Origin of the sequence: Acidovorax sp. 62, assembly GCF_002754495.1 — a bacterium.
Lineage (GTDB): Bacteria > Pseudomonadota > Gammaproteobacteria > Burkholderiales > Burkholderiaceae_C > Acidovorax.
The window spans coordinates 990,856-1,015,663 of the sequence record NZ_PEFJ01000001.1 but is presented as its reverse complement, the minus strand read 5'-3'; the positions used below and the strand labels follow the sequence as shown (position 1 = coordinate 1,015,663).

General features: G+C 66.4%; 16 protein-coding genes. 11 read left to right on the top strand and 5 right to left on the bottom strand.

What is annotated here, in order from left to right; genetic code table 11:
• The first annotated feature begins 312 nt into the window (after positions 1 to 312).
• From mutS to CLU86_RS04535, 6 genes are all read left to right on the top strand, one after another.
• Positions 313 to 2,940, top strand: a complete 2,628-nt coding sequence (gene mutS, locus CLU86_RS04565; RefSeq protein ID WP_099740798.1) for a DNA mismatch repair protein MutS — start codon at positions 313 to 315, stop codon at positions 2,938 to 2,940.
• Positions 2,941 to 3,158: 218 nt separating this feature from the next.
• Positions 3,159 to 3,986 carry a proteasome-type protease gene (locus tag CLU86_RS04560; RefSeq protein WP_099740797.1) on the top strand — a complete coding sequence of 276 codons (828 nt, stop codon included), beginning with the start codon at positions 3,159 to 3,161 and terminating at the stop codon, positions 3,984 to 3,986.
• A 298-nt stretch (positions 3,987 to 4,284) separates the two neighbouring features.
• Positions 4,285 to 5,139 carry an alpha/beta fold hydrolase gene (locus CLU86_RS04550; protein ID WP_099740796.1) on the top strand — a complete coding sequence of 285 codons (855 nt, stop codon included), beginning with the start codon at positions 4,285 to 4,287 and terminating at the stop codon, positions 5,137 to 5,139.
• 143 nt (positions 5,140 to 5,282) lie between these two features.
• Complete coding sequence (locus tag CLU86_RS04545; RefSeq protein WP_099740795.1) at positions 5,283 to 6,098, top strand: carotenoid biosynthesis protein; 816 nt, start codon at positions 5,283 to 5,285, stop codon at positions 6,096 to 6,098.
• Complete coding sequence (locus CLU86_RS04540; protein ID WP_099740794.1) at positions 6,095 to 7,531, top strand: oxygenase MpaB family protein; 1,437 nt, start codon at positions 6,095 to 6,097, stop codon at positions 7,529 to 7,531. The genes CLU86_RS04545 and CLU86_RS04540 overlap by 4 nt, the downstream gene beginning before the upstream one ends.
• A gap of 92 nt (positions 7,532 to 7,623) precedes the next feature.
• A complete protein-coding gene (locus CLU86_RS04535; protein ID WP_233194789.1) occupies positions 7,624 to 9,390 on the top strand; it encodes a diguanylate cyclase in 1,767 nt (588 codons plus the stop codon).
• Between the two features lie 119 nt (positions 9,391 to 9,509).
• Here the strand turns inward: CLU86_RS04535 and CLU86_RS04530 are convergent, their stop codons facing one another.
• Positions 9,510 to 10,445, bottom strand: coding sequence for a MipA/OmpV family protein (locus CLU86_RS04530; RefSeq protein WP_099743278.1), 936 nt, complete (start codon positions 10,443 to 10,445; stop codon positions 9,510 to 9,512).
• Entirely contained in the window at positions 10,433 to 11,257 is an 825-nt protein-coding gene (locus tag CLU86_RS04525) for an undecaprenyl-diphosphate phosphatase (RefSeq protein ID WP_099743277.1), read from the bottom strand. Before CLU86_RS04525 ends, CLU86_RS04530 begins: the two co-directional genes overlap by 13 nt.
• 259 nt (positions 11,258 to 11,516) lie before the next feature.
• Between CLU86_RS04525 and CLU86_RS04520 the strand changes: the two genes are divergently transcribed.
• The 5 genes from CLU86_RS04520 (at position 11,517) to CLU86_RS04500 (ending at position 15,949) form a co-directional block, all read left to right on the top strand.
• Positions 11,517 to 11,939, top strand: a complete 423-nt coding sequence (locus CLU86_RS04520; protein ID WP_099740792.1) for a DUF2306 domain-containing protein — start codon at positions 11,517 to 11,519, stop codon at positions 11,937 to 11,939.
• A 79-nt stretch (positions 11,940 to 12,018) separates the two neighbouring features.
• Entirely contained in the window at positions 12,019 to 12,345 is a 327-nt protein-coding gene (locus tag CLU86_RS04515; RefSeq protein ID WP_099740791.1) for a 2TM domain-containing protein, read from the top strand.
• A gap of 70 nt (positions 12,346 to 12,415) precedes the next feature.
• A complete protein-coding gene (locus tag CLU86_RS04510; protein WP_233194786.1) occupies positions 12,416 to 13,597 on the top strand; it encodes a sensor histidine kinase in 1,182 nt (393 codons plus the stop codon).
• Entirely contained in the window at positions 13,594 to 14,532 is a 939-nt protein-coding gene (locus CLU86_RS04505; RefSeq protein WP_099740790.1) for a LytTR family DNA-binding domain-containing protein, read from the top strand. Before CLU86_RS04510 ends, CLU86_RS04505 begins: the two co-directional genes overlap by 4 nt.
• A gap of 148 nt (positions 14,533 to 14,680) precedes the next feature.
• Positions 14,681 to 15,949, top strand: a complete 1,269-nt coding sequence (locus CLU86_RS04500; RefSeq protein ID WP_099740789.1) for a putative Na+/H+ antiporter — start codon at positions 14,681 to 14,683, stop codon at positions 15,947 to 15,949.
• Positions 15,950 to 16,023: 74 nt separating this feature from the next.
• Here CLU86_RS04500 and CLU86_RS04495 read toward each other — a convergent pair whose 3' ends face one another.
• The 3 genes from CLU86_RS04495 to CLU86_RS04485 form a co-directional block, all read right to left on the bottom strand.
• The gene (locus CLU86_RS04495) at positions 16,024 to 17,481 is read right to left on the bottom strand and encodes an efflux transporter outer membrane subunit (protein WP_099740788.1); all 1,458 of its coding nucleotides are present in this window, start codon (positions 17,479 to 17,481) and stop codon (positions 16,024 to 16,026) included.
• A 68-nt stretch (positions 17,482 to 17,549) separates the two neighbouring features.
• Positions 17,550 to 20,723, bottom strand: coding sequence for an efflux RND transporter permease subunit (locus CLU86_RS04490; RefSeq protein ID WP_233194784.1), 3,174 nt, complete (start codon positions 20,721 to 20,723; stop codon positions 17,550 to 17,552).
• Between the two features lie 931 nt (positions 20,724 to 21,654).
• Complete coding sequence (locus tag CLU86_RS04485; protein WP_099740787.1) at positions 21,655 to 24,762, bottom strand: MdtB/MuxB family multidrug efflux RND transporter permease subunit; 3,108 nt, start codon at positions 24,760 to 24,762, stop codon at positions 21,655 to 21,657.
• Positions 24,763 to 24,808: the final 46 nt, after the last annotated feature.

The window sequence follows — 24,808 nt, the reverse complement described above, 5'->3', positions numbered from 1 at the left end:
CACATCGAGCAGCGCTTGCAGCCGCCCATGCGCCTGGGGCCCCATCAGGCTGTCGCCCTCGGGGTAGAGAAGATCTGTCAGCAGTTCGGAAGAAATCACGATCGCTCTGGAGTCTCTGAAAAATGAAGGGCCGAACCTGGCGATGGGTGACGATTGCCGCCGCAATGATGACAGTATGTCAAAAGGTAACAGCAAATCGAAACAAAGCGGCAGAGATTTCTCAAGCTCGCGCCCTTCTGTACCCTGCTACAGTCCACGCCTCATTGCCGCAGCCCTCTGCCAAACCGCCCCTTTTAGCCACTTTTAGCACGCATGCCCGAGACGCTAGAACACCACACCCCCATGATGCAGCAGTACCTCGGCCTCAAAGCCGCGTACCCGGACACCCTGCTGTTCTACCGCATGGGCGATTTTTACGAGGTGTTTTGGCAAGACGCCGAGAAGGCGGCCCGTCTGCTCGACATCACCCTGACCCAGCGCGGCCAGTCGGGCGGGCAGCCGGTGGTGATGGCGGGGGTGCCCTTCCACGCGCTTGAGAACTACCTGGCGCGCCTTATCAAGATGGGCGAATCCGTCGCCATTGCCGAGCAGGTGGGCGAAGTGGGCGCCGCCAAGGGCCCGGTGGAGCGCAAGGTGGTGCGCGTGGTCACCCCCGGCACGCTGACGGACACGGAGCTGCTGTCCGACAAAACCGAATCCATGCTGCTGGCCGTGCACCAGGGCCCGCGTGCGCGCTGCGGCCTGGCGTGGCTGAGCGTGACGCAAGGCCGCGTGCACCTGGCCGAATGCACCCAGGACGAGCTGGCCCAGTGGCTGGGCCGTGTGGCCCCGAGCGAAGTGATCTACAGCGCGGGCGTGACCGAGCGCTTTGAGCAGCAACTGCAGGTGATGCGCCAGGGTGGCGTATTTACCTGCCCCATGAGCCTGCGGCCCGACTGGCAATTTGACAGCGCCCTGGGCGAGCGCAAGCTGCTGGAGCACCTGGGCGCGGCCAGCCTGCAGGCCTGGGGCGCGCACGAACTGGGCGAGGCCCATGCCGCCGCCGCCGGGCTGCTGCAGTACGCCGAACACACCCAGGGCCGCCAGCTCACGCACGTGCACGCCGTGCAGGTGCAGCGGGGCGACGACCTCATCGACCTGCCTGCCACCACGCGGCGCAACCTGGAGCTGGTCAAAACACTGCGCGGCGATGACGCCCCCACCCTGTTCTCGCTGCTCGATACCTGCATGACAGGCATGGGCAGCCGCCTGCTCAAGACCTGGCTGCTGGAGCCCCAGCGCGAGCGCACCGAGGCCCGCCGCCGCCTCTCGGCCACCACCGCACTGCGCGGCGCCGGGGGCGGGGGTGGAGGATCGGGCCCGTGGGTGCAACTGCGCAGCGAACTCAAGGGCGTGAGCGATGTGGAACGCATCACCGCCCGCATTGCGCTGCGCCAAGTGCGCCCCCGCGAACTGGTGGGCCTGGGCAAAACGCTACAAAAATCAGAGCTGCTAGCGCTTAATGCACAAGCGCCAGAGGCCTATTTGGCTCAAATTTTCAGCCACCTGCAGCCGCCAGAGGGCTGCACCGACTTGCTGCGCCGCGCCATTGCCGAGGAGCCCGCCGCCCTGGTGCGCGATGGCGGCGTGATCGCTGGCGGCTTCGACACCGAGCTGGACGAGCTGCGCGCCATCCAGACCAACTGCGACAGCTTTTTGTTGGAGCTGGAAACCCGCGAGAAGGCACGCACCGGCATCCCCAACCTGCGCGTGCAGTTCAACAAGGTGCATGGCTTCTATATTGAAGTGACCGGCAGCTACCTGGACCGCGTGCCCGACGACTACCGCCGCCGCCAGACGCTGAAGAATGCCGAGCGCTTCATCACGCCCGAACTCAAGGCGTTTGAAGACAAGGCGCTGTCGGCCAACGAGCGGGCGCTGGCCCGCGAGAAATGGCTGTACGAGCAGATCCTGGACCAGTTGCAGCCCCATGTGCCCGCCCTCACGCAATTGGCGCAGGCCCTGGCCACGCTCGATGTGCTGTGCACGCTGGCCGAGCGCTCGCTCACGCTGAACTGGTGCGCGCCCCAGTTTGCGCCCGAGCCCTGCATCGACATCGAAGGCGGCCGCCACCCGGTGGTGGAGGCGCGGCTGGCCGAGACATCGAACGCCAGCTTCATCGCCAACCACACGCGGCTGACCGCAAACACCCGCATGCAGATCATCACCGGCCCCAACATGGGCGGTAAATCGACCTACATGCGGCAGGTGGCACTCATCACGCTGCTGGCCTGCATGGGCAGCCACGTGCCCGCCACGAGTTGCCGCATCGGCCCCATCGACGCCATCCACACCCGCATTGGCGCGGCGGACGACCTGGCCAACGCGCAGTCCACCTTCATGCTGGAGATGACCGAGGCCGCGCAGATATTGCACGCCGCCACGCCCCACAGCCTGGTGCTGATGGACGAAATTGGCCGGGGCACCAGCACCTTTGACGGACTGGCCCTGGCCAGCGGCATTGCAACGCACCTGCACGACAAGACCCGCGCCTTCACGCTGTTTGCCACGCACTACTTTGAATTGACCGAGCTGCCCACCAAGGCGCGGCACGCCGTCAACATGCACGTGAGCGCGGCCGAGGCGGGCAGCGACATCGTCTTCCTGCACGAAATCCAGCCCGGGCCAGCCAACCGCAGCTACGGTATCCAGGTGGCCAAGCTGGCAGGCATGCCCTCGCCTGTGCTGCACCACGCCCGCCACACCCTGAGCGCGCTGGAAGAGCGCGCGGGCGAGGACGATGTGCAGGTCGACCTGTTTGCCGCCCCTCCCGAGCCGGAAAACGCAGGCGCGAGCCCCGTGGAGGCAGCCCTGTCGGGCATCAACCCCGATGCGCTCAGCCCGCGCGAAGCGCTGGATGCGCTGTACCAGCTCAAGCGGTTGGCGGGTTCGTCCTCCTGAATCACAGTCAAATATGGCTCTAACGCTTGAACAAAAAGCGTGAGAAGCTATATTTTCAATAGCAAAAGGGACCATGCAAAAGGCAGTGCACGCCTCTTTGCGCCCGCCTGCCTGCACGCGAGGTCCCGCACACAGCCCCTGCATGGACAAACAGGTGACCGCTGACTTGCTGGGCGGCGCACTACACTTCACGCTTTGTCTTTTTCCTGATTCGATCCATGACGTACTGCGTCGCCATCAAACTCAATGCCGGACTGGTGTTCCTGTCCGATTCCCGAACCAACGCAGGCCTGGACCAGATCAGCTCGTTTCGCAAGATGATGATCTACGAGAAGACGGGCGACCGCTTCATGGTGCTGCTGTCGGCAGGCAACCTGAGCATCTCCCAGTCGGTGCGTGAGATCTTGCAAACCACCCAGGTCAAAGACCGCGAAGACGGCGAGGCCGTCACCATCTGGAACGCCAAGAGCATGTTCGACGCCGCCCGCGTGCTGGGCGCGGCCGTGCGCCATGTGCACGACCGTGACGGCGCGGCCCTCAAGCGATCGGGCGTGGATTTCAATGTGTCGATGGTGTTTGGCGGCCAGATCAAAGGCGAAGGCATGCGCCTGTTCCAGGTCTACTCAGCGGGCAACTTCATCGAAGCGACCTCGGAGACGCCTTACTTCCAGGTGGGCGAGTCCAAGTACGGCAAGCCCGTGCTCGACCGTGTGCTGACCCCCGAAACGCCCCTGGAAGAGGCCGCCAAGTGCGCGCTGGTGTCCATGGACAGCACGCTCAAATCCAACCTCTCGGTGGGCCTGCCGCTGGACCTGGTTGTGTACGAGGCCGATCGCTTCGCCACCGACAAGGTGGTGTGCATTGACGAGAACAACCCCTACTTCCGCATGCTGCACAACAGCTGGGGCCAAAAGCTGCGCGAGGTGTTCGACAGCATTGAAGACCCGGCCTGGAACGGCGGCAGCACCCAGGCGCCCATCCTGACCAACACCACGCGCGCCAAGCCGCTGCGCAAAATCACCACACCGCAGGACAAGCTGATCTGAGAACCTGTTCAAAGTCTTTTCGGGGATCGCATTGGAGTGCAATCGGGATGAGTGGATGCCTCGGATGCGCCGCATGGGCTCGTGCCCATGCAAGCGGCCGGGGCGTTCAATCGCCCGATTTCATTCCAACCCGTAGGGCAAGTGCCTTGCCGGGCGGTCTGCGGCGTTGCGGCGCTTGCCAATAGCCGGGCTATTGGCGGCGCACCGCGCCTTGCATCCCATCCCTACAAGACACTTGTGCGACCCCGAAAAGACATTGAACAGGTTCTGAGCCCCCTGCGCTAAGCCCAGCCCCACCATGCCACGCACACCCACCCAGCCTCCGCTGCCCATCGTTTTCTCGCACGCCAACAGCTTTCCAGCCGGCACCTACCGGCTGCTGTTCAAGCACCTACGCGAGCGGAACATGGACGTGAGCGCCGTGGAGCGTTTTGGCCACGAGCCGCAGTACCCGGTCAGCAACAACTGGCCCCACCTGGTCCAGCAGCTGGCCGACTTTGCCCAGGCGCAGGTGCAGCGCATTGGGGGGCCGGTGTACCTGGTGGGGCATTCACTGGGCGGCTTTTTGAGCGTGATGGCCGCCGCCCGCCACCCCACTCTGGTGCGCGGCGTGGTGCTGATCGACTCGCCCCTGATTGGCGGCTGGCGCGCCAATGCACTGGGTGTGGCCAAAAGCACGCAGGTGGTGGGCTCCATCTCGCCCGGCAAGGTGAGCAGCCGCCGCCGTGAAAGCTGGGCCAGTAACGAAGAGGCGCTGGAGCACTTTCGCAAAAAGAAGGCTTTTGCCCAATGGCACCCCGAGGTGCTGCAGGACTACATTGCGCACGGCCTGCAAGACCACGCGGGCAAACGCGTGCTGGGGTTTGACCGGGCGGTGGAGACCGCCATCTACAACACCCTGCCCCACAACCTGGGCCGCTTGCTGAGCAGCCACCCGCTGCAGTGCCCCGCCGCATTCATCGGCGGGCGCGACTCGGAAGAAATGCGCCAGGTGGGCATGGCCATGACGCAGCGCGTGACCCAGGGCCGCACCATGATGCTGGACGGCAGCCACCTCTTTCCCATGGAACAGCCCCTGGCCACGGCCGCTGCCATCGAGGCATCGGTGCTGAACCTGCAAGCCGTGGGCACCGCCGCACACCCGCAGCGCTGATCACGGCCCCGGTCGGCGGGCGGGGTAACACCGCGCATCGTTACCGATTTGTGAAATACCCGGACCCGGTTGCACAAAAAACGTGAGGGGTTTTGGCTGGCTTTCCCCTACACTGCTCAATTGTTACAGTGTGATACACAGCCATGCCAATCTCCGCTGCGCGTCTTTCTGCGTTGGTTTACCTGCTCTTTGCCGGCTTTTTGGTAGCCACGGCCGTGGGCAGCCACAACAGCACCACGGTGGCCATCATGGTGGCTTCGGTGCTGATGTTTGCCAGTTGCTGGGCCAGCGCCATCCACCTGCTGGGCGGCAAGGCGGCGCTGCGCTTTGTACTGATCGCGGTGTGCCTGGGCTGGTTTGCCGAGCAAATGGGCGCCTCGCGCGGCTGGTTTTTTGGCAGCTACCACTACACCGAGGTGCTGGGCCTGCAACTGGGCGATGTGCCCGTGGTCATTCCGCTGATGTGGTTTTCGCTCACCTACGCGGGCTACGTCATCGCCAACCTGATCGTCTGGCAAACCCCGGTCTACCGCGCCCCCAGCCTAGGCCAGGCAGCGCTGATGTCCCTCATCGCCGCCCTGGTGGTCACGGCGTTTGACCTGGGCGCAGACCCCTACCTGATCCGCGTGGTGGGCGCCTGGAAGATGGAAAAAACCACCGGCTACTGGTTTGGAGAGACGCTGCAGGGCTTTTTTGGCTGGGTGTTCGTGAGCTTCTGCATCATCAGCGCATTCCGCCTGGCCACCCGGCACGTTCCGCTGGTGCCCACCAGTGGGTTCAAGCGCCGCGATGCGCTGGTGCCCCTGGCCATCTACGGCACCGGCATGGTGTTCCAGATGGCGCTGGGCGACCCGCCAGAAACCCGCGCCATCGCCCCCTTTGCCATGGGCATCCCGCTGCTGTGCGCACTGGCAGGCCTGCAACGCTGGACACCCGCCCACCAAGGAGCCCCCGCATGAACCCGCGCCTGCGCGCCGCCAACGAGGCCGAGCTGAACGCCATGCAGTTGGACACCGACCCACTGGCCGACGACACCATCGCCCGCATTCTGGGCCCCTGGCCCGCAGGCATGCCCGCCCCCGATGCCAGCCAGTGGCAGGCCATTGGCACCGTCAACCGCTTGTTTGCGCAGTGGAACAGCAACGCCGCGCTGCACCAGTGGCGCCCTGAAGGCGAAGGCATTGCCCCCGCCCTGGCCCAGGCACTGCAAGACTATGTGGCCGCAGGCCAGGTGCTGCCGAGCTGGGCAGACCACCGCAAGATCGAGCGGGCCGAGCAACTGTTCATGGAGCATGGCGCGCTGTCGTGCATCTTGCTGTTCTGCGCCAGCCTGCCCGAGTGCTATGTGATCCCCGACCTCTCCAGCGTGCTGCACACCGCAGGCCAGCTGGAGCAGCACACCGAGCACCGCATCCGCTCCACGGCAGCGATGATTTTCCCGGTCATGCTGCACGGCGGGCTCACGCAGCCTGGGGGCACGGGCATTGCCCAGGTGCTAAAGGTGCGGCTGATCCACGCCACCATCCGCAACCTGATTTTGCGGGGCAACCCGCAGGACGCCCGCCACCGCATTCGCGGCGACGGCCTGCTGCCCGCGCTGCCGCTGGCGGCTGCCACCCCGCCCACCATGCACCAGGCGCTGTACGCCCGGGGCTGGAACCTGCTGGAGCAAGGCGCCCCCTGCAACCAGGAAGAGCTGGCCTACACCCTGCTGACCTTTGGCTACGTGTTCTTGCGCAGCATGCGCCGCCTGGGCATTGGCCTGCCCCCGGCCGATGAAGAGGCCTACCTGCATGCCTGGAACGTGGTGGGCCATGTGCTGGGCATCGACTCGGCCCTGATGGTGCACAACATGCACCAGGGCGAATCGCTGATGGAGCAAATGCAGACGCGCGGCCGCGCACGCCCGGTGGCGCCAGACCCCCGCCCTGCCCTGGGCACGGCGCTGATGCAAACCATGGCCCACGCCATCCCCTGGAAGCTGGCCAAGCCCTTCCCTCCGCTGATGACCCGCTACCTGTGTGGCCCCCAGACGGCGCAAGACCTCGCACTGCAGCAGCAGCCCGTGCCCTGGCTCTCGCGCGCCGTGTTCTGGGGCGTGCTGATGACCGCCCGCGTGATCGATGCCACCGTGCGCGTGGTATTGCCGGAGTTCTCCATCGTGCGGGCGCTGACACGGGTGCTGGGCTACCACTTCATGAGCCGCGTTCTCATGGGCCAGACGCGCCCCCTGCAGCTGCCCGACCAGCTGCTCGGCCAGATGGACGACGCCATGGCCCGCTGGAGTGATGACCCCCGCGCCCCGGGCTGGCTCAATCGGCTCGAAGACCGCCTGACCACCCCTGGGCGCTGGAAGCTGGGCCGCAGGACCGTATCCCCGGCCAATGCCTGACACAAGAGCCCGCAAAGCCGCTCGCTTTCTATACTGTGCGCGTGAAAGCCCCCTCTGTGCTCCTCACTCGGCCGATGGCATGGCGCCGCAGCATGCCTCCCGCCTCCTGGGGGCAGTGGTGCGTTGCCAGCGCGTGGCTGCTGGTCGTATGGCTGGGGTGGCTGGGCATGGGCACCGCCCATGCAGCCCAGCCCCTGGCGCTGCACGATGCCCAAGGCAGCGTTGAAGCCTGGCCAGCAGTGAGGCTGCTGATAGACCCGACAGGTGGCCAAAGCGCCGAGACCGTGCTGCAACAGCGCGACCAATTCAACAGCCCCAACAAGAGCGCCACACTGGGCGTGCGCAGCGATGCGGTGTGGCTGCTGATTCCCATGCAGGTTGATCCGGCGTCGGAGGGGCGCTGGATTCTGGACATCAACCACCCAGACCTCAACCGCATTGACGTGTTGCTGCTGCAGGACGGCCAGGTGCTCCAGCGCAGCGTGCTGGGCACCGACATCCCGCGTGCCGAGCGCCCCCTGCAAGGCCGCACCCCCGCGCAAAGCCTGCACCTGCAACCAGGCCAGAGCTACGAGTTGCTGCTGCGGGTGCAAACGCGCGGCGCCATGATCCTGCCCATCACCCTCAACACACCATCGGCCATGCTCAGCCGCACCGTGAATGAGCAAATGCTGCAAGGCGTGCTGACGGGCCTGGCGGTGTGCCTGATTTTTTACAGCCTGGCCCAATGGTTCAGCCTGCGCGAGCCCTTGTTCATCCAATACGCCTTGCTCACCACCGGCAGCCTGCTGTACTCGCTGCATTTTTTTGGGGTGGGGCAACAGTACCTGTGGGGCCACAGCCCGTGGCTGACCGGCCACGCCGTGGGACTGGCATCGCTCATGGCCATCACCGGCAGCTTCTTGTTCATGAGCCAGGCACTGGCGGGGCACAACCCACAGAGCCGCTTTTTGCGCACCATGCGCTGCGGCGCCGTCTTCACGGTGGCATTGGCGGTGGTGTATGCGCTGGACTTCATCACGCTCAAGGGCTTGTCCATCATCGTGAGCGTGATGGGGCCACTGCCCGCAATGATGAGCATCCCCGGCGCCTGGCGCCGCGCCCGCAGTGGCGACAGCGTGGGCACCACGCTGCTGGTGGCGTGGTTCATCTACGGGCTGGGCTCGGCCGCCATCATCGGTGTGATCAATGGCGGCATCCCCGTCAACTTCTGGAGCCTGCACTCCTTCCAGATCTCGGCCACCATCGACATGCTGCTGTTCATGCGGGTACTGGGCCTGCGCACCAAGGCATTGCATACCAAGGCCCTGCACTTCAGCCAAGAGCTGGACGCCATGCACTCGCTGGCCCACACCGACCCCCTCACGGGCTTGCCCAACCGGCGCGGGCTGCAGATTGCCCTGTCATCGGCCTTGTCGCGCGTGGGGCCAGAGAGCCTGCTGGCCGTCTACATGATGGACCTGGACGGCTTCAAACCCGTGAACGACCAGCACGGCCACGATGTGGGCGACGAACTGCTGGTGGCCGTAACCAAGCGGCTACAAGGCCACCTGCGCCAGACCGACGTGATCGCCCGCCTGGGCGGCGATGAGTTTGTGGTGATGACTGGGCAGCTGCAAAACCCGGTGCAGGCGCACGACCTGGGCCTGAAGCTGCTGGACGCCTTCCACGCGCCGTTTTCGCTGGGGAGCATCCAGGTTCAGGTCGGCCTGACCATTGGCTACGCCATTGCCCCCAACGACAGCCAGGACGCCGCGGGGCTGCTCAAGCTGGCAGACGCCGCCATGTACAGCGGCAAGCAAGGTGGCAAGTTCTGCGTGCGGCGTAACACCGGAGATTTGGCGCTGTCGTCGGTTTGAGGGCGAGCCTCCGCTCACAAAACTCAGCGCAGCGGTTCTGGCCAGGCGCTGCGTCGCAGGCAGTACGAGCAGTGCGACAAGACGCAGTAAAAACGCCAGAAGGGTTTTGTGAGCCGCTCTTACCGGCAGCAGCGATAGGCCAGCCCCACCGATGCCGAATACCCCACCGGCTGCACCGTGAGCGGGCTGCGCCGCGCATCCCCCTGCAGCTGCGACACCCGAACGCCGCCAAGCGCGACCCAGTGGCGGCTCAGGGCCACCATCACGTCCACACCCGCATCCACGCTGTACAAACCCGCGTGGGGGTCAAACGCAGGCAGCGGGCTGGTAGAGCCCGCCGCAGAGGTTGGCACCCCAAAGTGGCTGCGCAGGTACTGTCGGTCGGCAAAGCTGGCCCCCACGCCGAACGACACGCGGGTTTGCTCGGAATAGGGAAAGCTGTACCCCAGGTTGGTCGACAGCAGCATGCCGCCATCGCGCCCCAAAATATCTTGCGACACCCCGGCTCCCACCGACCAGCGCGGGGTGAGCGCATAGCCTGCGCTCAGGCGCGCACGCAGGGTGGAGCGCACCTCGGGCAAGCCACGGCGCATGGGCGAATCCGATCCATCGTCCCCCTGGTCAATGCGCAGCGATGCGTTCAGGGCAAAGCGGTCGCTTTGGGCCAGCGTGGCACTGGCGCCTGAATCAGACCGCCCCGCCAGCCCGTGCCCCATGAGTGCGCTGCCACGCGAGGTGCTCAGGCGAAACCGCCCGTATTCCAGCGCCCAGGCCGGACGCAGGCTGTAAGAGCGGCCCGCGCCCCCCGCATAGTCGGGGCTGGAGCCTACGATGCCCCCCAGGACATAGTTCAACGTGGGCTTGGAAGCAGCAGACGCAGGAGCGGGCGCGGCCTCTTGGGGGGCCGTGGTTGTCACAGTTGCCGAACTTGCCGCGCCGGGCACCTCAGCGGCAGCGCCCGCCGCCTGAGCCAGCGCCGCCGCACTCGCACCGCAGCACACCCAGGCCAGCACTGACCTCAGGCGGGGGCGCAGGTGATGGCTCACTCGGCCCATTGCACCCACCCCAGCCACGCGGTGGCCAGCACCACCACGCCAAACACAATGCGGTAGTAGGCAAACGCCACAAAGCTGTGCGTGCTGATGTAGCGCAGCAACCAGCGCACACACAGCCAGGCGCTGATGAACGAAAACACCAGCCCGGTCAGGAACATCGGCGCATCGGCCATCGACAACAGTGCACGCTCCTTGTACAGGCTGTACACGCCCGCGCCAATCAGCGTGGGGATTGCGAGAAAAAACGAGAAGTCCGTCGCCGCCTTGCGCGACAGCCCCAGCAGCATGCCGCCAATGATGGTGGAGCCGCTGCGGCTGGTGCCCGGCACCATGGCCAGGCACTGCACCAGGCCCACCTTCAGGGCGTCCAGCGGGGTCATGTCGTCCACCGCCTCAATGCGCGTGGCCACGGGCGCACGGCGCTCTGCCCAAAGGATGATGAAGCCGCCCACGATGAATGTGGTGGCCACCACCACAGGCGTAAACAAGTGCGCCTTGATGGCCTTGCCAAACAGCAGCCCCAGCACCACGGCAGGTAAAAAGCCGATGAACACATTGAGCGCAAACCGCTGCGCCTGCCGCTCGGTGGGTAACGCCACCAGCGTGGCGCGGATTTTTTGCCAATACACCAGGATCACGGCAAAGATGGCGCCGGTCTGGATAGCGATGTCAAACACCTTGGCCTTGGCGTCGTCAAAACCGAGCAGCGAGCCCGCAAGAATCAGGTGGCCGGTGGACGAGATGGGGAGAAACTCGGTCAACCCCTCTACCACCCCCATGACGGCGGCCTTGGCCAGCAAAACGATATCCACGCGCAATTCCTTCAGGCCCCACGGGCCAGCTAAAGCGCAAATTATCGTCTGACCCAACCGGGCCTGTTGCCGCACCTCGCACGGCACCGCCAGCATTTCGCGCCGCCCAACCGCACTTTGCGCCGCCCCTGCGCACTTCGTCGCAAAGCCCTGGCCCCTACCCGATGCGCCCGGCACAGTCACGCCATCCCAAGACGCTCTGCCCACAGCAAACAACCAACGCCCACCGCACTGAAGCGACACCCGCGAGACACCAGCCATGACCACGCTCTCCACCCTGCCTCCCGCCGTTGCCATCCACCTCACCGCCGCCGTGCTGGCCACCGCCCTGGGCCCTGTGGCCCTGTGGGCCCGCCGTAGCCGGGCACAGCACCCACGCCTGCACCGCGCTGCAGGCTATGCCTGGGTCACGCTCATGGTGCTTACCGCGCTGTCGGCCCTGTTCATCAGCGGCAGCCGGGGGCCGCGCCTGGCGGGCTTTGGCCCCATCCACCTGCTGGTGCCGTTTGCACTGGGGATGATCGTGCTGTCGTTCCGCTACCTGCTGCAAGGCAACCTCAGCGGCCACCGGCGCACCATGCAGGGCGTGTACATCGGCGGCTGCGTGGTGGCGGGGTCGTTCACCCTGCTGCCGCAGCGCCTGCTGGGCCAATGGCTGTGGGGCAGCCTGGGGCTGATCTAACCCCAAACCGCCCGATTCCCTCTCACGCTGTTTCCGCTTCCGTTTTCTTTGACCTTTCATCGTCCATCAAGGAGCCACCATGCATCCCTCAGAACCACTGCACGCATCGCACCCCGCCAACCATGCTGAGCCAACCGACGCGCTGGGCCGCCTCGCCCGCAAGCGCGCGGGCGCCAAGCTCGGCTGGTACCTGCACGCCACCCTCTACGTGCTCGTCAATGTGGTGCTGGCCCTGCTGTCATCGGCCCACGGCAAGCACTGGGCCATCTTCCCGGCCATGGGCTGGGCCATCGGGTTGGCGGCGCATGGCCTGGCGGTGTTTGTGCTGGGCAGCGGCAGCAGCCTGCGCGAGCGCATGGTGCACACCGAGCGAGAACGCCTGCAGGCAACGCACCGCCCCCGCTGAGAGCGACAACGCTGGGCCCATTTCGGCGCCCGGCTACAGTGGCCAACGTGGCTCCTAGAATCACCCCACCATGCCCATGCCGCAGCCCAACCCGCCCCCCACACCGCATCGGCAACCCGCCCACACACTGGCACCAGAGGCTGCCACAGGCGGGGCCGCGCTGGCTGTGGGCGTGGTGCGCCACGCCCTCATCGTGGCCACCTTTTGCTGCAGCATTGCACTGGCGCTGACGCTGGGCGGCAAGGGGCCATGGGACCAGAACCTTGTGTACTCCCTGGCCATCGGCATGGTGTCCTGGGCCGTCATCGAGGCCGGTCGCATCACGCTGGCACGCCATGAGGCAGGCATGTGGCCCCGGGGCTGGCGGGGCATTGCCCTGGTGGCCGCAGGCACGGTCACCGGCTTTGGCGCGGGCACCGCGCTGGGCGATCTGTGGTGCCAGTGCTCCACCTGGGCACGCTGGCAGGCCACCCCCGGTGCGCTGGCCACAGTGTTGGTCATCACCACGCTGGCCACGGTGGCAGCATCGTTCTTCTTCTACAGCCGGGGCACGGCCCGCGCCCTGCAGGCACGCATCGCGCTGACAGAGCGCGACGCCGCCGAGGCGCGTCTGAAACTGCTCGAAACCCAGCTAGAGCCGCACATGCTCTTCAACACCCTGGCCAACCTGCGCGTGCTGATTGCACTAGACCCCGCGCGCGCCCAGGCCATGCTGGACCACCTGATCGCCTACCTGCGCGCCACCTTGACCGCATCGCGCGCCACCCATCACCCCCTGGCCGACGAGTTTGACCGCCTGCGCGACTACCTGGAGCTGATGGCCGTGCGCATGGGCCCGCGCCTGCACTACGCGCTGGATTTGCCCGAGGCCCTGCGCCAGGTGCCCGTGCCCCCGCTGCTGCTGCAGCCGCTGGTAGAAAACGCGATCCGCCATGGGCTGGAGCCGCAGGTCGCGGGTGGGCACATCAGCGTGCGGGCCAGCGTGCAGCCCGGCGCCCATTCCACACCGTCAGCGCCAGCCACGCAATATCTGGTGCTGGAGGTGAGCGACACCGGCGTGGGCCTGGGCCATAACGCCCGCCCCACGCCCGGCACCACCGCCCCCGCCGCCAGCACCCACTTTGGTCTGGCCCAGGTGCGCGAGCGGCTGGCCACCCTGCATGGCAGCGCAGGCACTCTTGATTTGATAGCTGCCAGCGCTGGAGGTACTAGCGCTAGCGTGCGTTTTCCTTTAAAAATCCAGCACCCATGACACCTGCAGCCCCGCGTGCCCTCATCGCCGAAGACGAGCCCCTGCTGGCCGCTGCGCTACAGCACGAGCTGCGCACCGCCTGGCCCGAACTGCAGATTGCAGCCACCGTGGGCGACGGCCTCTCGGCCGTGCAGCAAGCGCTGGTGCTGCAGCCCGATGTGCTGTTCTTCGACATCCGCATGCCCGGCCAGACGGGGCTGGACGCTGCCGTGGCGCTGGCCGACGCCTGGCCCGCCCACCGGCCTTTTCCGGCGCTGGTGTTTGTCACCGCCTACGACCAGTACGCCTTGCAGGCCTTTGAGGCCCAGGCCGTGGACTACCTGCTCAAGCCCGTGCAAAGCGCCCGGCTGCAAAAAACAGTGCAAAAACTGCGTCTAGCGCTTATTCATAAAGCGCAAGCAGCTACAAATTCAATAGCAAATCAAAGCACTGCAACCCTTACCCCAGCACACACTGAGGCGCACACACAGGCGCTGGAGCCCAGCCTGCAACGCACCGTAGACCAGTTGCGCCACCTGCTGGCCCAGCCTGGCCTGTGGCCCGGGGCACCATCCAGCACAACCAGCGCCCCCCTCGCCCCCACGCCACTGGCAGCGCAGCAGCAGGCCCCGCGCCTCACCGTCATCCAGGCCAGCCACGGCAGCCAGATCCACATGGTGCCCGTGGGCGACGTGCTGTACTTTGAGGCGGCAGACAAGTACGTGCGCGTGCTCACAGCCGGTGCCGAATACCTCATCCGCACCCCCCTCAAAGAGCTGTCAGACCAGCTCGACCCGCAGGAATTCTGGCAAGTGCACCGCAGCACCCTGGTGCGTGCCAGCGCCATCACCACAGTGGTTCGCGACGAATCCGGCAAGCTGCACCTGAACCTGCGCGGGCGCCCCGAGCGCCTGGCCGTGAGCCGCCTCTACGCCCACCTGTTCAAGGCGATGTAGCAGCGACCGTACGCCAGGGGCGCCCTTCTCCTACGCGGCTGCGCAGGGACCAGCCGTTAAAATACGCGTTGGGTGTCTGCGCAAATCGGCGCAACAGGTACAGCGATGGTCGGGCCGCCTCGCGGCTTTTCTACGACTGCTTGCCTGTATGAACACCCCCCTCATCCAATGGATCGCCGCCGCCCTGTTTGGCCTGGCGCTGCTGCACACCTTCTCCGTCAAATGCTTCGAGCGGCTATCGCACCGCTACCCGCGCCATGCCGGGCTGTTTCACCTGCTCGGTGAGGTCGAGGTGGTCTTTGGCTTCTGGGCCATGGTGCTCATCGTGGCCATGGCGCTGGCCGCAGGCGGCCCGCAGGCCCTGCAGTACGCCGAATCGCGCAACTACACCGAGCCCCTGTTCGTCTTCGTCGTCATGGTCATCGCCGCATCGCGCCCCGTGCTGCGCACCGTGATGGCGGCCGTGGACACCCTGGCGCGCGTCACGCCACTGCCCACCCCGCTCGTCACCGCCTGGCTGGGCCTGGCCGCCGTGCCGCTGCTCGGCTCGCTCATTACCGAGCCCGCCGCGATGACGATTGCTGCCCTCATGCTGGCCCCGCAAATCTTCCGCCCCGCCGTGCCCGAGCGGCTCAAGTACCTGGCGCTGGGCGTGCTGTTCGTCAACGTGTCCATCGGCGGCACGCTCACCTCGTACGCCGCGCCACCCGTGCTGATGGTGGCCGCCACCTGGGGCTGGGACAGCGCCTTCATGCTCACCACCTTTGGCTGGAAGGCCGCCGTGGCCGTGCTGGTCAACGCCACCGTGTGCGCCCTGGTGCTGCGCCGCCACCTGCCCACCGCCGCCGCCCTGCAGGCCGGGCAAGAGGCCGCAGACCAACGCCCCGTGCCCGCGTCCGTCGCCGCCGTGCACATCGCCCTGCTGGCAGGCGTGGTGCTGTTTGCGCACCACCCGGTCGTGTTCCTGGGGCTGTTCCTGATGTTCCTGGGCTACACCCAGGCGTACGCACGCCACCAAAGCCCGCTCATCCTCAAAGAAGCACTGCTGGTGGGCTTCTTCCTGGCCGGACTGGTCGTGCTGGGCGGCATGCAGCAATGGTGGCTGCAGCCCATCGTCTCAGGCCTGGAACCTCTGGCCCTGTTCGCGGGCGCTGTGGGCCTCACGGCCATCACCGACAACGCCGCCCTCACCTACCTGGGCTCGCTCATCGAAGGTATCTCACCCGCCGCCCAATACGCGCTGGTGGCTGGCGCCGTGGCAGGCGGTGGCCTCACCGTCATCGCCAACGCCCCCAACCCAGCCGGGGTCGCGCTGCTGAAAAACGGCTTTGCCGACCAGACGATTGGGGCAGGCGGGCTGCTGCTGGGGGCGCTGGGGCCTACGGCGGTGGCGGCTGGGGCGTTTTTGGTGTTGTGAACGGCCTTGGGGACTGACATCGCACACCCAGCGGACTCAGCAGCCTGCAGCACCACAGCGCAGGCCTCCCCGTATCACACACCCTCCACCTCCCACCGCCCCGCCACATTCTTCAGCAGCGTATTCACCGCCGCCAGTCTGCGGCTGCGCACGTCAATCAAACTGCGCTGCGCCGATAGCACCGAGGCCTGGGCGGTGATGACATTGAGGTACCCCACGGTGCCTGCGCGGTACTGGTTGCTCACCACATCCAGCGCACGCTGGGCGGCAGCCAGGGCTTCGGTTTGCAGTTGCTGCTCTTGCGCCAGGGCGGTGGCGGCGGTCAGGTTGTCTTCCACTTCTTGCAGGGCCGTGAGCACCGTTTGGCGGTAGGTGGCGGCGGCTTGCTCATTGGCGGCGCGGGCAGATTCCACCGCAGCGGTGCGGGCACCGCCATCGAACAGCGACAGCGCCAGCTGCGGCCCCAGCGACCAGAACAGGTTGGGGGCGTTGAACAGGTTGGACAGCTCCGAGCCCCGGTACCCCGCCGTGCCCGACAGCGTGAGCGCCGGGAAGAATGCGGCCTGGGCCACACCGATTTGCGCGTTGGCGGCGGCCACGCGGCGCTCGGCAGCGGCGATGTCGGGGCGGCGCTCTAGCAGTTGCGAAGGCAGCTGGGCGGGTACCACGGGGGGCTGGGGCAGCGTACCCGTGGCGGGCAGGCTGAAGCTGGCAGGGGCCTGGCCCAGCAAAGCGGCCAGGGCGTGCTCTAGCTGGGTGCGGTTGCTTTCAGATTCGAGCAGTTGCACCTGGGTGGATTTGTATTGCGACTCGGCCTGCGCCACATCGGCCACCGAGGCCACGCCCGCTTGTTGGCGGTTGCGTGTCAGCTCCCAGCTGCGGTCATAGGCCTGCAGTGTTTCGCGCAGGATCTGTGCGTTGGCCTCTGCGGCGCGCAACGAAAAATAGGTTTGCGCCACGCTGGCCTGCACCGACAGGCGGGCGGCGGCCAGGTCGTCGCCACTGGCCTGGGCGCTGGCGCGGGCGGCGTCCACGGTGCCTGCGATGCGGCCCCACAGGTCCAGCTCCCAGCTGGCATTGAGGCCGATGGAATGGCTGGTGCTGATGCGGGCGGTGCTGCTGCCATCGGCCGCCTGGCTGCCGCTGCGCGCACGCGATGTGCTGGCGCTGGTGCCCAGCGTGGGGCCCTGGCTGGCGCGGCTGCTGGCCACGGCGGCCTGGGCGGCGCGCAGGCGGGCCAGCGACAAGGCAATGTTCTGGTTGCCGCTGGCGGCCTGCTCTTGCAAGGTATTGAGTGTGGCATCGCCATACAGCGTCCACCACGCGGCGGGCACTTCTGCGCCCTGCTGCCCTGCTTGCCCGGCTTGCGCGGGCTGCCAGATGCCGCCTGCGGTGGCGGCCAGGGCTTCTTTGTAGTGGGCGGGCACGGTTTGCGTGGGGCGCTCGTACCCCGGCTGGGTGCTGCAGGCGGCCAGCACGGTCAGCGCAGATACCGCCAGCAGCGTGGGCACGCAGCGCAGAGCGGCAGGCATTGCAGAAGAAGGCGACCGGGTGGGTGGTGTCATGGACGGTGTGCCGAATGGAATGGGGGTGGCAGGCATCAATCGTTTCCTTCAAGCGCCGGGGTCGCCGAGGTCGGTGTGGTGGGCGCGTTGAACGCCGTAGGGGCCTGGGGCAAGCCGCCCCGCAGGCGGCGCACGGTGCGCAGCACGCGCTGGCGCAAGCGGTCCAGCGCCACGTAGACCACCGGCGTGGTGTAGAGCGTGAGCAGCTGGCTCACCAGCAGCCCGCCCACCACGGCAATGCCCAGCGGCTGGCGCAGCTCGGCCCCGTCGGCGCGGTTGATGGCCAGGGGCAGCGCGCCAAAAATGGCGGCCATGGTGGTCATGAGGATGGGGCGCAGGCGCAGGCTGCAGGCGCGGTAGATGGACTGCGCAGCCGTGACGTTGCCTGCACGTTGCCGCACCAGCGCAAAGTCGATCATCATGATCGCGTTCTTCTTGACGATGCCGATCAGCAAGATGACGCCGATGAGCGCGATGAGCGAGAACTCGGTCTTGAACCACATCAGCGCCAGCAGTGCCCCCACCCCGGCCGAGGGCAGCGTGGAGAGGATGGTGATGGGGTGCACCAGGTTTTCATACAAGATGCCGAGCACCAGGTAGATGGTGATGATGGCCGCCAGAATGAGCAGCGGCTGCCCCGCCAGCGCCGACTGGAACGCCCCCGCCGTGCCACTGAAGCTGCCGCGAATGCCCACGGGCACGCCCAGCTCGGCCACGGCGTTGTTCACCACATCGGCCGCCTGCGACAGCGACACGCCCGGCGCCAGGCTGAAGCTGATGGTGCTGGCAGGCGTGCCGCGCTCGTGGTTCACAGACAGCGGCGTGTTGGTGGTGGTGATGCGCGCAAACGCGGTGAGCGGCACCTGCTGGCCTGCGCTGTTCACGAAGAAGAAGCCGCGCAGTGTCTCGGGGCTTTGAAGGTATTGCGGCGCGGCCTCCATCACCACGCGGTATTGGTTGAGGGGGTTGTAGATGACGCCCACCTGCCGCTGGCCAAAGGCGTCGTTCAGGGTGGCGTCGATCTGCGCCATGGTCAGCCCCGCACGGGTGGCGGCGTCGCGGTCGATCACCAGCGTGGTTTGCAGGCCGTAGTCCGACACGTCGCTGTTCACGTCCTCCAGCTCGGGCAGTTGCGACAGGGCCTGGCGGATGCGTGGCTCCCAGGTGCGCAGCTCAGCAATGTCGTCGGCCTGCAGCGTGTAGTCAAACGACGCGCTGCTTTGCCGCCCGCCAATGCGAATATCGCGCTGCGGCGACATGAACAGGCGAGCGCCGGGCTCGTTCTTGAGCTGCTCGCGCAGCCGCGCAATCACCGCGTCAGACGACTCTTGCCCCGGTCCGCGCTTGAGCGTCATGAACATCTGCGCCGCATTGCGCTGCCAGCCGCCGGTGGAGCCAGTGACGTATTCCACCGCCGGGTCAGCCTGCACAATCGACAAAAAGCGCTGCAGCCGCTGCTCCATGGCCTGGTACGAGGTGGCCTGGTCGGCCCGGATGAAGCCGGAGATGCGGCCCGTGTCCTGCTCGGGCATGAAGCCTTTGTCGATGGCGGTGTAGAGGTAGACGTTGAGCCCCACCACCCCCGCCAGCACCAGCAGCAGCACCGGCTGGTGGCGCAGGCACCAGGCCAGGCTTTTGCGGTAGCCGCGCAGGCCACGGACCTGCAAGCCATCGACCCACCGCGAGAAACGCGCCCACGCACCTTGGCGTGGCGAGGCCGGTGTGGGCTTGGGGTGCTTGAGCAAAGCCGCACACATCATGGGCGTGGTGGTGAGCGACACCAGCAGCGACACCAGAATGGCCGCCGACATGACGATGGCGAATTCGCGAAAGAAGCGGCCCACGATGCCGCCCATGAACAGGATGGGCACGAACACGGCGATGAGCGAGATGCTCATGGACACGACGGTGAAGCCGATCTCGCGCGCGCCATCGAGCGAGGCCTTCAGCGCCGACTTGCCCCGCTCCATGTGGCGCATGATGTTTTCGAGCACCACGATGGCGTCGTCCACCACAAAGCCGGTGGCAATGGTCAGCGCCATGAGCGAGAGGTTGTCGAGCGTGTAGCCCGCCAAGTACATCACCCCAAACGTGCCCGCCAGCGACACCGGCACGGCCACCGCAGGGATGAGCGTGGCGCGCCCGTTGCGCAAGAACAGAAACACCACTAGGATCACCAGCGCCACGGCGATGAGCAGCGCGTGCTCCACCTCTTTGACCGAGGCACGCAGCGTGGGCGTGCGGTCCGAGACGATCTCAATGTCGATGGCCGCCGGAATGGACGCCTTCAACTGCGGCAGCATGGCGCGCACGCGGTCTACGGCTTCGAGGATGTTGGCGCCGGGCTGCTTGAACACCTGCAGCAAGATGGCAGGCTTGCCGTTGGCTACGCCAAAGTTGCGCACGTCCTGCACCGAGTCGGTCACATCGGCCACATCCGACAGGCGAATGGCGTTGCCGTCCTTCCAGCGCAGCACCAGCGGCGCATAGTCGGCCGCCACGCGGGCCTGGTCGTTGGCGGCAATCTGCCAGTAGTGGTCTTCACGCTCCACCGCGCCCAGGGGACGGTTGGCGTTGGTGGTGCTGATGGCGCTGCGCACCTGCTCCAGCGACACGCCGTTGGCCGCCAGCCGCACCGGGTCGAGCGACACGCGCACCGCAGGCAGTGCCCCGCCGCTGACGGAGGCCTGCCCGACGCCTTCGACCTGCGAGAGCTTTTGCGCCAGCACCGTGGAAGCCGCGTCGTACATCTGCCCGCGTGTGAGCGAGCCGGACGTGAGCGCCAGGATCATGATGGGCGAATCGGCCGGGTTGACCTTGCGGTAGGTCGGGTTGCTGGGCATGCCCGTGGGCAGCAGCGTGCGGGCCGCGTTGATGGCGGCCTGCACGTCGCGCGCGGCGCTGTCCACGTCGCGGCTCAAATCAAACTGCAGGGTGATGCTGGTGCTGCCCAGGATGGAGCGCGAGGTGATTTCGTTGACCCCGGCGATGGAGCCCAGCGCCCGCTCTAGCGGGGTGGCGACGGTGGCGGCCACGGTGTCGGGGCTGGCGCCGGGCAGGCTGGCGCTGACGGAGATCGTGGGGTAGTCGACCTGGGGCAGTGGGGCGACGGGCAGGAGGAAGTACGACACCGCGCCCACCAGGGCCAGGCCCAGGGTGAGGAGCATGGTGGCGATGGGGCGGTGGATGAAGGGGGTGGAGAGGCTCATGGGGCGGGCCTCTGGGTTTTAAGATATTTTTGGGCTCTAGCGCTTGTGGAATAAGCGCAGGCAGCTATGAAATTGATAGTTTCCGCATGCAATGCCGCCGCCCGTTCGGGCTGAGCTTGTCGAAGCCGGGGCTTATGGGTTGATTTGGCTGCATGCCTTTGCATGGGGCGGGAGCCGGGGAGTGCGCCCGGCGGCGCAGTAACTTTCTTTCGCGTCGCCGAAAGAAAGTCACCAAAGAAAGGGCGACCCCAAGTCTGCGACCCCTTCGCTTTGCTACGGGGCAAACCTGCGTCGGGGCGGTTGCGGGGTGCGCTGCGGAACTCACTGCGCTGCGTAGCAGCTCCGCTCAGACAGCCGCAGCGAGTCAGGTCACGAAGCATGGGCGCTTCGACGCCCATGCCACCCCGCAACCGCCCCGACGCAGGCGCAGCCACAGGGGGTGGGTAGCCAAACAGCCGAATACCCAAACAGCCACACGGGTCGTCGCTGCGCTCGACCCGGTCTGCGCAGCGCGAAGCGCCTGCGCCCGTGAAACGAGGCCGAGCGAAGCAATGGCCCGAATGGATGTCCGCACCCCATCCCCTCTGTATGCGCTGAGGAGCGCAACGGGCGGGGTGGCGCGTGTGCCGCAGGACACACGCGCTTCGTGAACTGACTCGCTGCGGCTGTCTGAGCGGAGCGCCGTAGGCGCGCAGCGAGTTCCGCAGCGCACCCCGCTCGTGAGCACCGCAGGTTGCCCCGCAGCGCAGCGCAGGGGACGCAGACAGTGGGGTCGCCTTTTCTTTGGTGACTTTCTTTTGGCGAAGCAAAAGAAAGTTACTGCGCCGCCGGGCGCACTTCCCGGCTCCCGCCCAATGCAAAGGCATGAAGAAAAAACGACCTCCAGCACCTACCAATAAAGCGCCACCAGCTACAAAAACAGGAGCGCCCATCACACAGCCCCCCGCCGCGCCCGCCACCGCTCAGCCCACCCCTCAAACGTCAAATAAATCACCGGCGTAGTAAACAGCGTGAGCAACTGGCTCACGATCAGCCCCCCCACCATCGTCACCCCCAGCGGATGCCGCAACTCACTGCCCACACCCGTGCCCAACATCAACGGCAAGGCACCCAACAGAGCAGCCAACGTCGTCATCAAAATCGGCCGAAACCGCAACAAACAAGCCTGGTAAATCGCCTCACGCGCAGGCAGCCCCTGGTCGCGCTGCGCCTCCAGCGCAAAGTCGATCATCATGATCGCGTTCTTCTTGACGATCCCGATCAGCAGGACGATGCCGATCACCGCCACGATGTCCACATCCAGCCCCGCCATCCACAACGCCAGCAACGCCCCCACGCCCGCCGATGGCAAGGTAGAGAGGATGGTGACCGGATGGATGGTGCTTTCGTACAACACCCCCAGCACGATGTACATGGTGACCACGGCCGCCAGGATGAGCAGCAGCGTGTTCGACAACGACGCCTGAAACGCCAGCGCCGCGCCCTGGAAGTTGGTGTCCACCGACAGGGGCAGCAAGCCCTCCGCACGCGCCGCTGCTTGCTCGGCCTGAATGGCTTTGACCGCATCGCCCAGCGCCACGCCCGGCGCGGTGTTGAACGAGATGGTGGCCGCAGGCAGCTGGCCCACGTGGTTCACCGCCAGAGGCATGGGGCGCTCTTCAATGCGGGCTACAGACGACAAGGCCACCGGCTTGCCAGCGCTTGATGTGACGTAGATGCTGCTGAGCGCCTCTGGCCCCAGCTTGAACTGGGGTGCCACCTCCAGCACCACGCGGTACTGGTTGGACTGGGTGAAGATGGTGGAGATGAGCCGCTGGCCAAAGGCGTTGTACAGCGCGGTGTCGATGCCCGCCACCGTCACGCCCAGGCGGCTGGCCTGGGCGCGGTCGATCTGCACAAAGGCCTGCAGGCCCTGGTTTTGCAGGTCGCTGGCCACATCGGCCAGTTGCGACAGGGCGCGCATGCGCTGCACCAGATCGGCGGTGCTGGTCTGCAGCTGGGCCATGTCGGGCGAGGAGATCAGCAACTGGTACTGCGTGCGCGCCACGCGGTCTTCGATGGTGAGGTCTTGCACCGGCTGGGCATACAGGCGAATGCCTGCCAGATCGCGGGTGTCATCGGCCAGGCGCCGCAGCACCACGGGGGCGCGGTCGCGCTGGGCGTGGGGCTTGAGGTCAATGAGCAGGCGGCCGGTGTTGAGCGTGGTGTTGGCGCCATCCACACCAATGAAGGACGACACGCTTTTGACGGCCGGGTCTTGCAGGATGCGCTCGGCCAGTAGCTGCTGGCGCTCGGCCATGGCGGCGAACGAGATGGACTGGTCAGCCTCGGTAGTGGCCTGCAGCGTGCCGGTGTCTTGCACCGGAAAAAAGCCTTTGGGCACCACCAGGTACAGCACCACCGTCAGCACCAGCGTGGCGCCAAAGGCCAGCCAGGTCAGGCCCCGGCGGTTCAGCACCCACTGCAGCGCACGGCCATACAGGGCGATGGTGCGGTCAAAAAACCGGCCGGTGGCCTGGTACAGGCGGCCGTGGCTTTCTTCGGGCGTGTGGCGCAGCAGGCGGGCGCACAGCATGGGCGTGAGCGTGAGCGACACCACGGCCGACAGCAAAATGGCTACTGCCATGGTGATGGCGAATTCATGGAACAAGCGCCCCACCACATCGCCCATGAACAGCAGCGGAATCAGCACCGCAATGAGCGAGATGGTGAGCGAGATGATGGTGAAGCCAATTTGCTTGGCGCCCTTGAGTGCGGCCTGCAGCGGTGGCTCGCCCTCTTCCACATAGCGGGCAATGTTTTCGATCATGACGATGGCGTCGTCCACCACAAAGCCGGTGGAAATCGTCAGCGCCATCAGCGTGAGGTTGTTGATGGAAAAGCCCGCCAGGTACATCACACCAAACGTGCCCACCAGCGACAGCGGCACCGCAAAGCTGGGGATGAGCGTGGCCGAGGCACTGCGCAAGAACACAAAGATCACCGCCACCACCAGGCCAATGGCCAGGGCCAGCTCGACCTGCATGTCTTTGACCGAGGCGCGGATGGTGGTGGTGCGGTCGGTGAGCACCTGCACGTCCAGCGACGCGGGCAGCGTGCTTTGCAACTGGGGCAGCAGGGCCTTGATGCGATCAACCGTGTCGATCACGTTGGCGCCGGGCTGGCGGCGGATGTTGAGGATGACGCCGGACTTGGAGCCCGTCTCGGGCGTGCCCGCCCAGGCGGCTAGGCGCGTGTTTTCGGCATCGTCCACGGTTTGCGCCACATCGCGCAGGCGGATGGGGTTGCCGTTTTTGAAGGCGAGGATCAGGTCGCGGTATTCCTGCGCCGACTGCAGCTGGTCGTTGGCGTCGATGGTGGAGGCGCGCGCGGGGCCGTCAAAGCCGCCCTTGGCCTGCTTGACGTTGGCCGCGGCGATGGCGCTGCGCACGTCTTCGAGCGTGAGGCCCAGGTTGGCCAGCGCGGTCGGGTTGGCCTGGATGCGCACCGCCGGGCGGCGCCCTCCCGCAATGGCCACCAAGCCCACGCCGTTGACCTGCGAGAGCTTGGGCGCCAGGCGGTTTTCCACCAAGTCGTTCAAGCGAATGACGGGCAGCGAGGGCGAGGTGATGGCCAGCGTGAGCACGGGCGCGTCGGCCGGGTTGACCTTGCTGTACAGCGGCGGCATGGGCAGGTCGTTTGGCAGCAGGTTGCTGCCTGCGTTGATGGCCGCCTGCACCTGCTGCTCGGCCACGTCCATCGACATATCGAGCGCAAAGCGCAGCGTGATGACCGAAGCCCCGCCCGAGCTGGTGGAGGACATTTGCGACAGGCCCGGCATCTGGCCAAACTGGCGCTCCAGCGGTGCGGTGACGTTGGACGTCATCACATCGGGGCTGGCGCCGGGGTAGAGCGTGGTGACCTGGATGGTGGGGTAGTCCACCTCGGGCAGGGCCGAGATGGGCAGCAGCCGGTAAGCCAGCAAGCCCGCGATGAGCAGCGCCACCATCAACAGCGAGGTGGCGATGGGGCGCAGGATGAAGAGGCGGGACAGGTTCATGGCGACAAGGGCGATGGTGGCAGCGGCAACAACTGGGCCTGCGCAG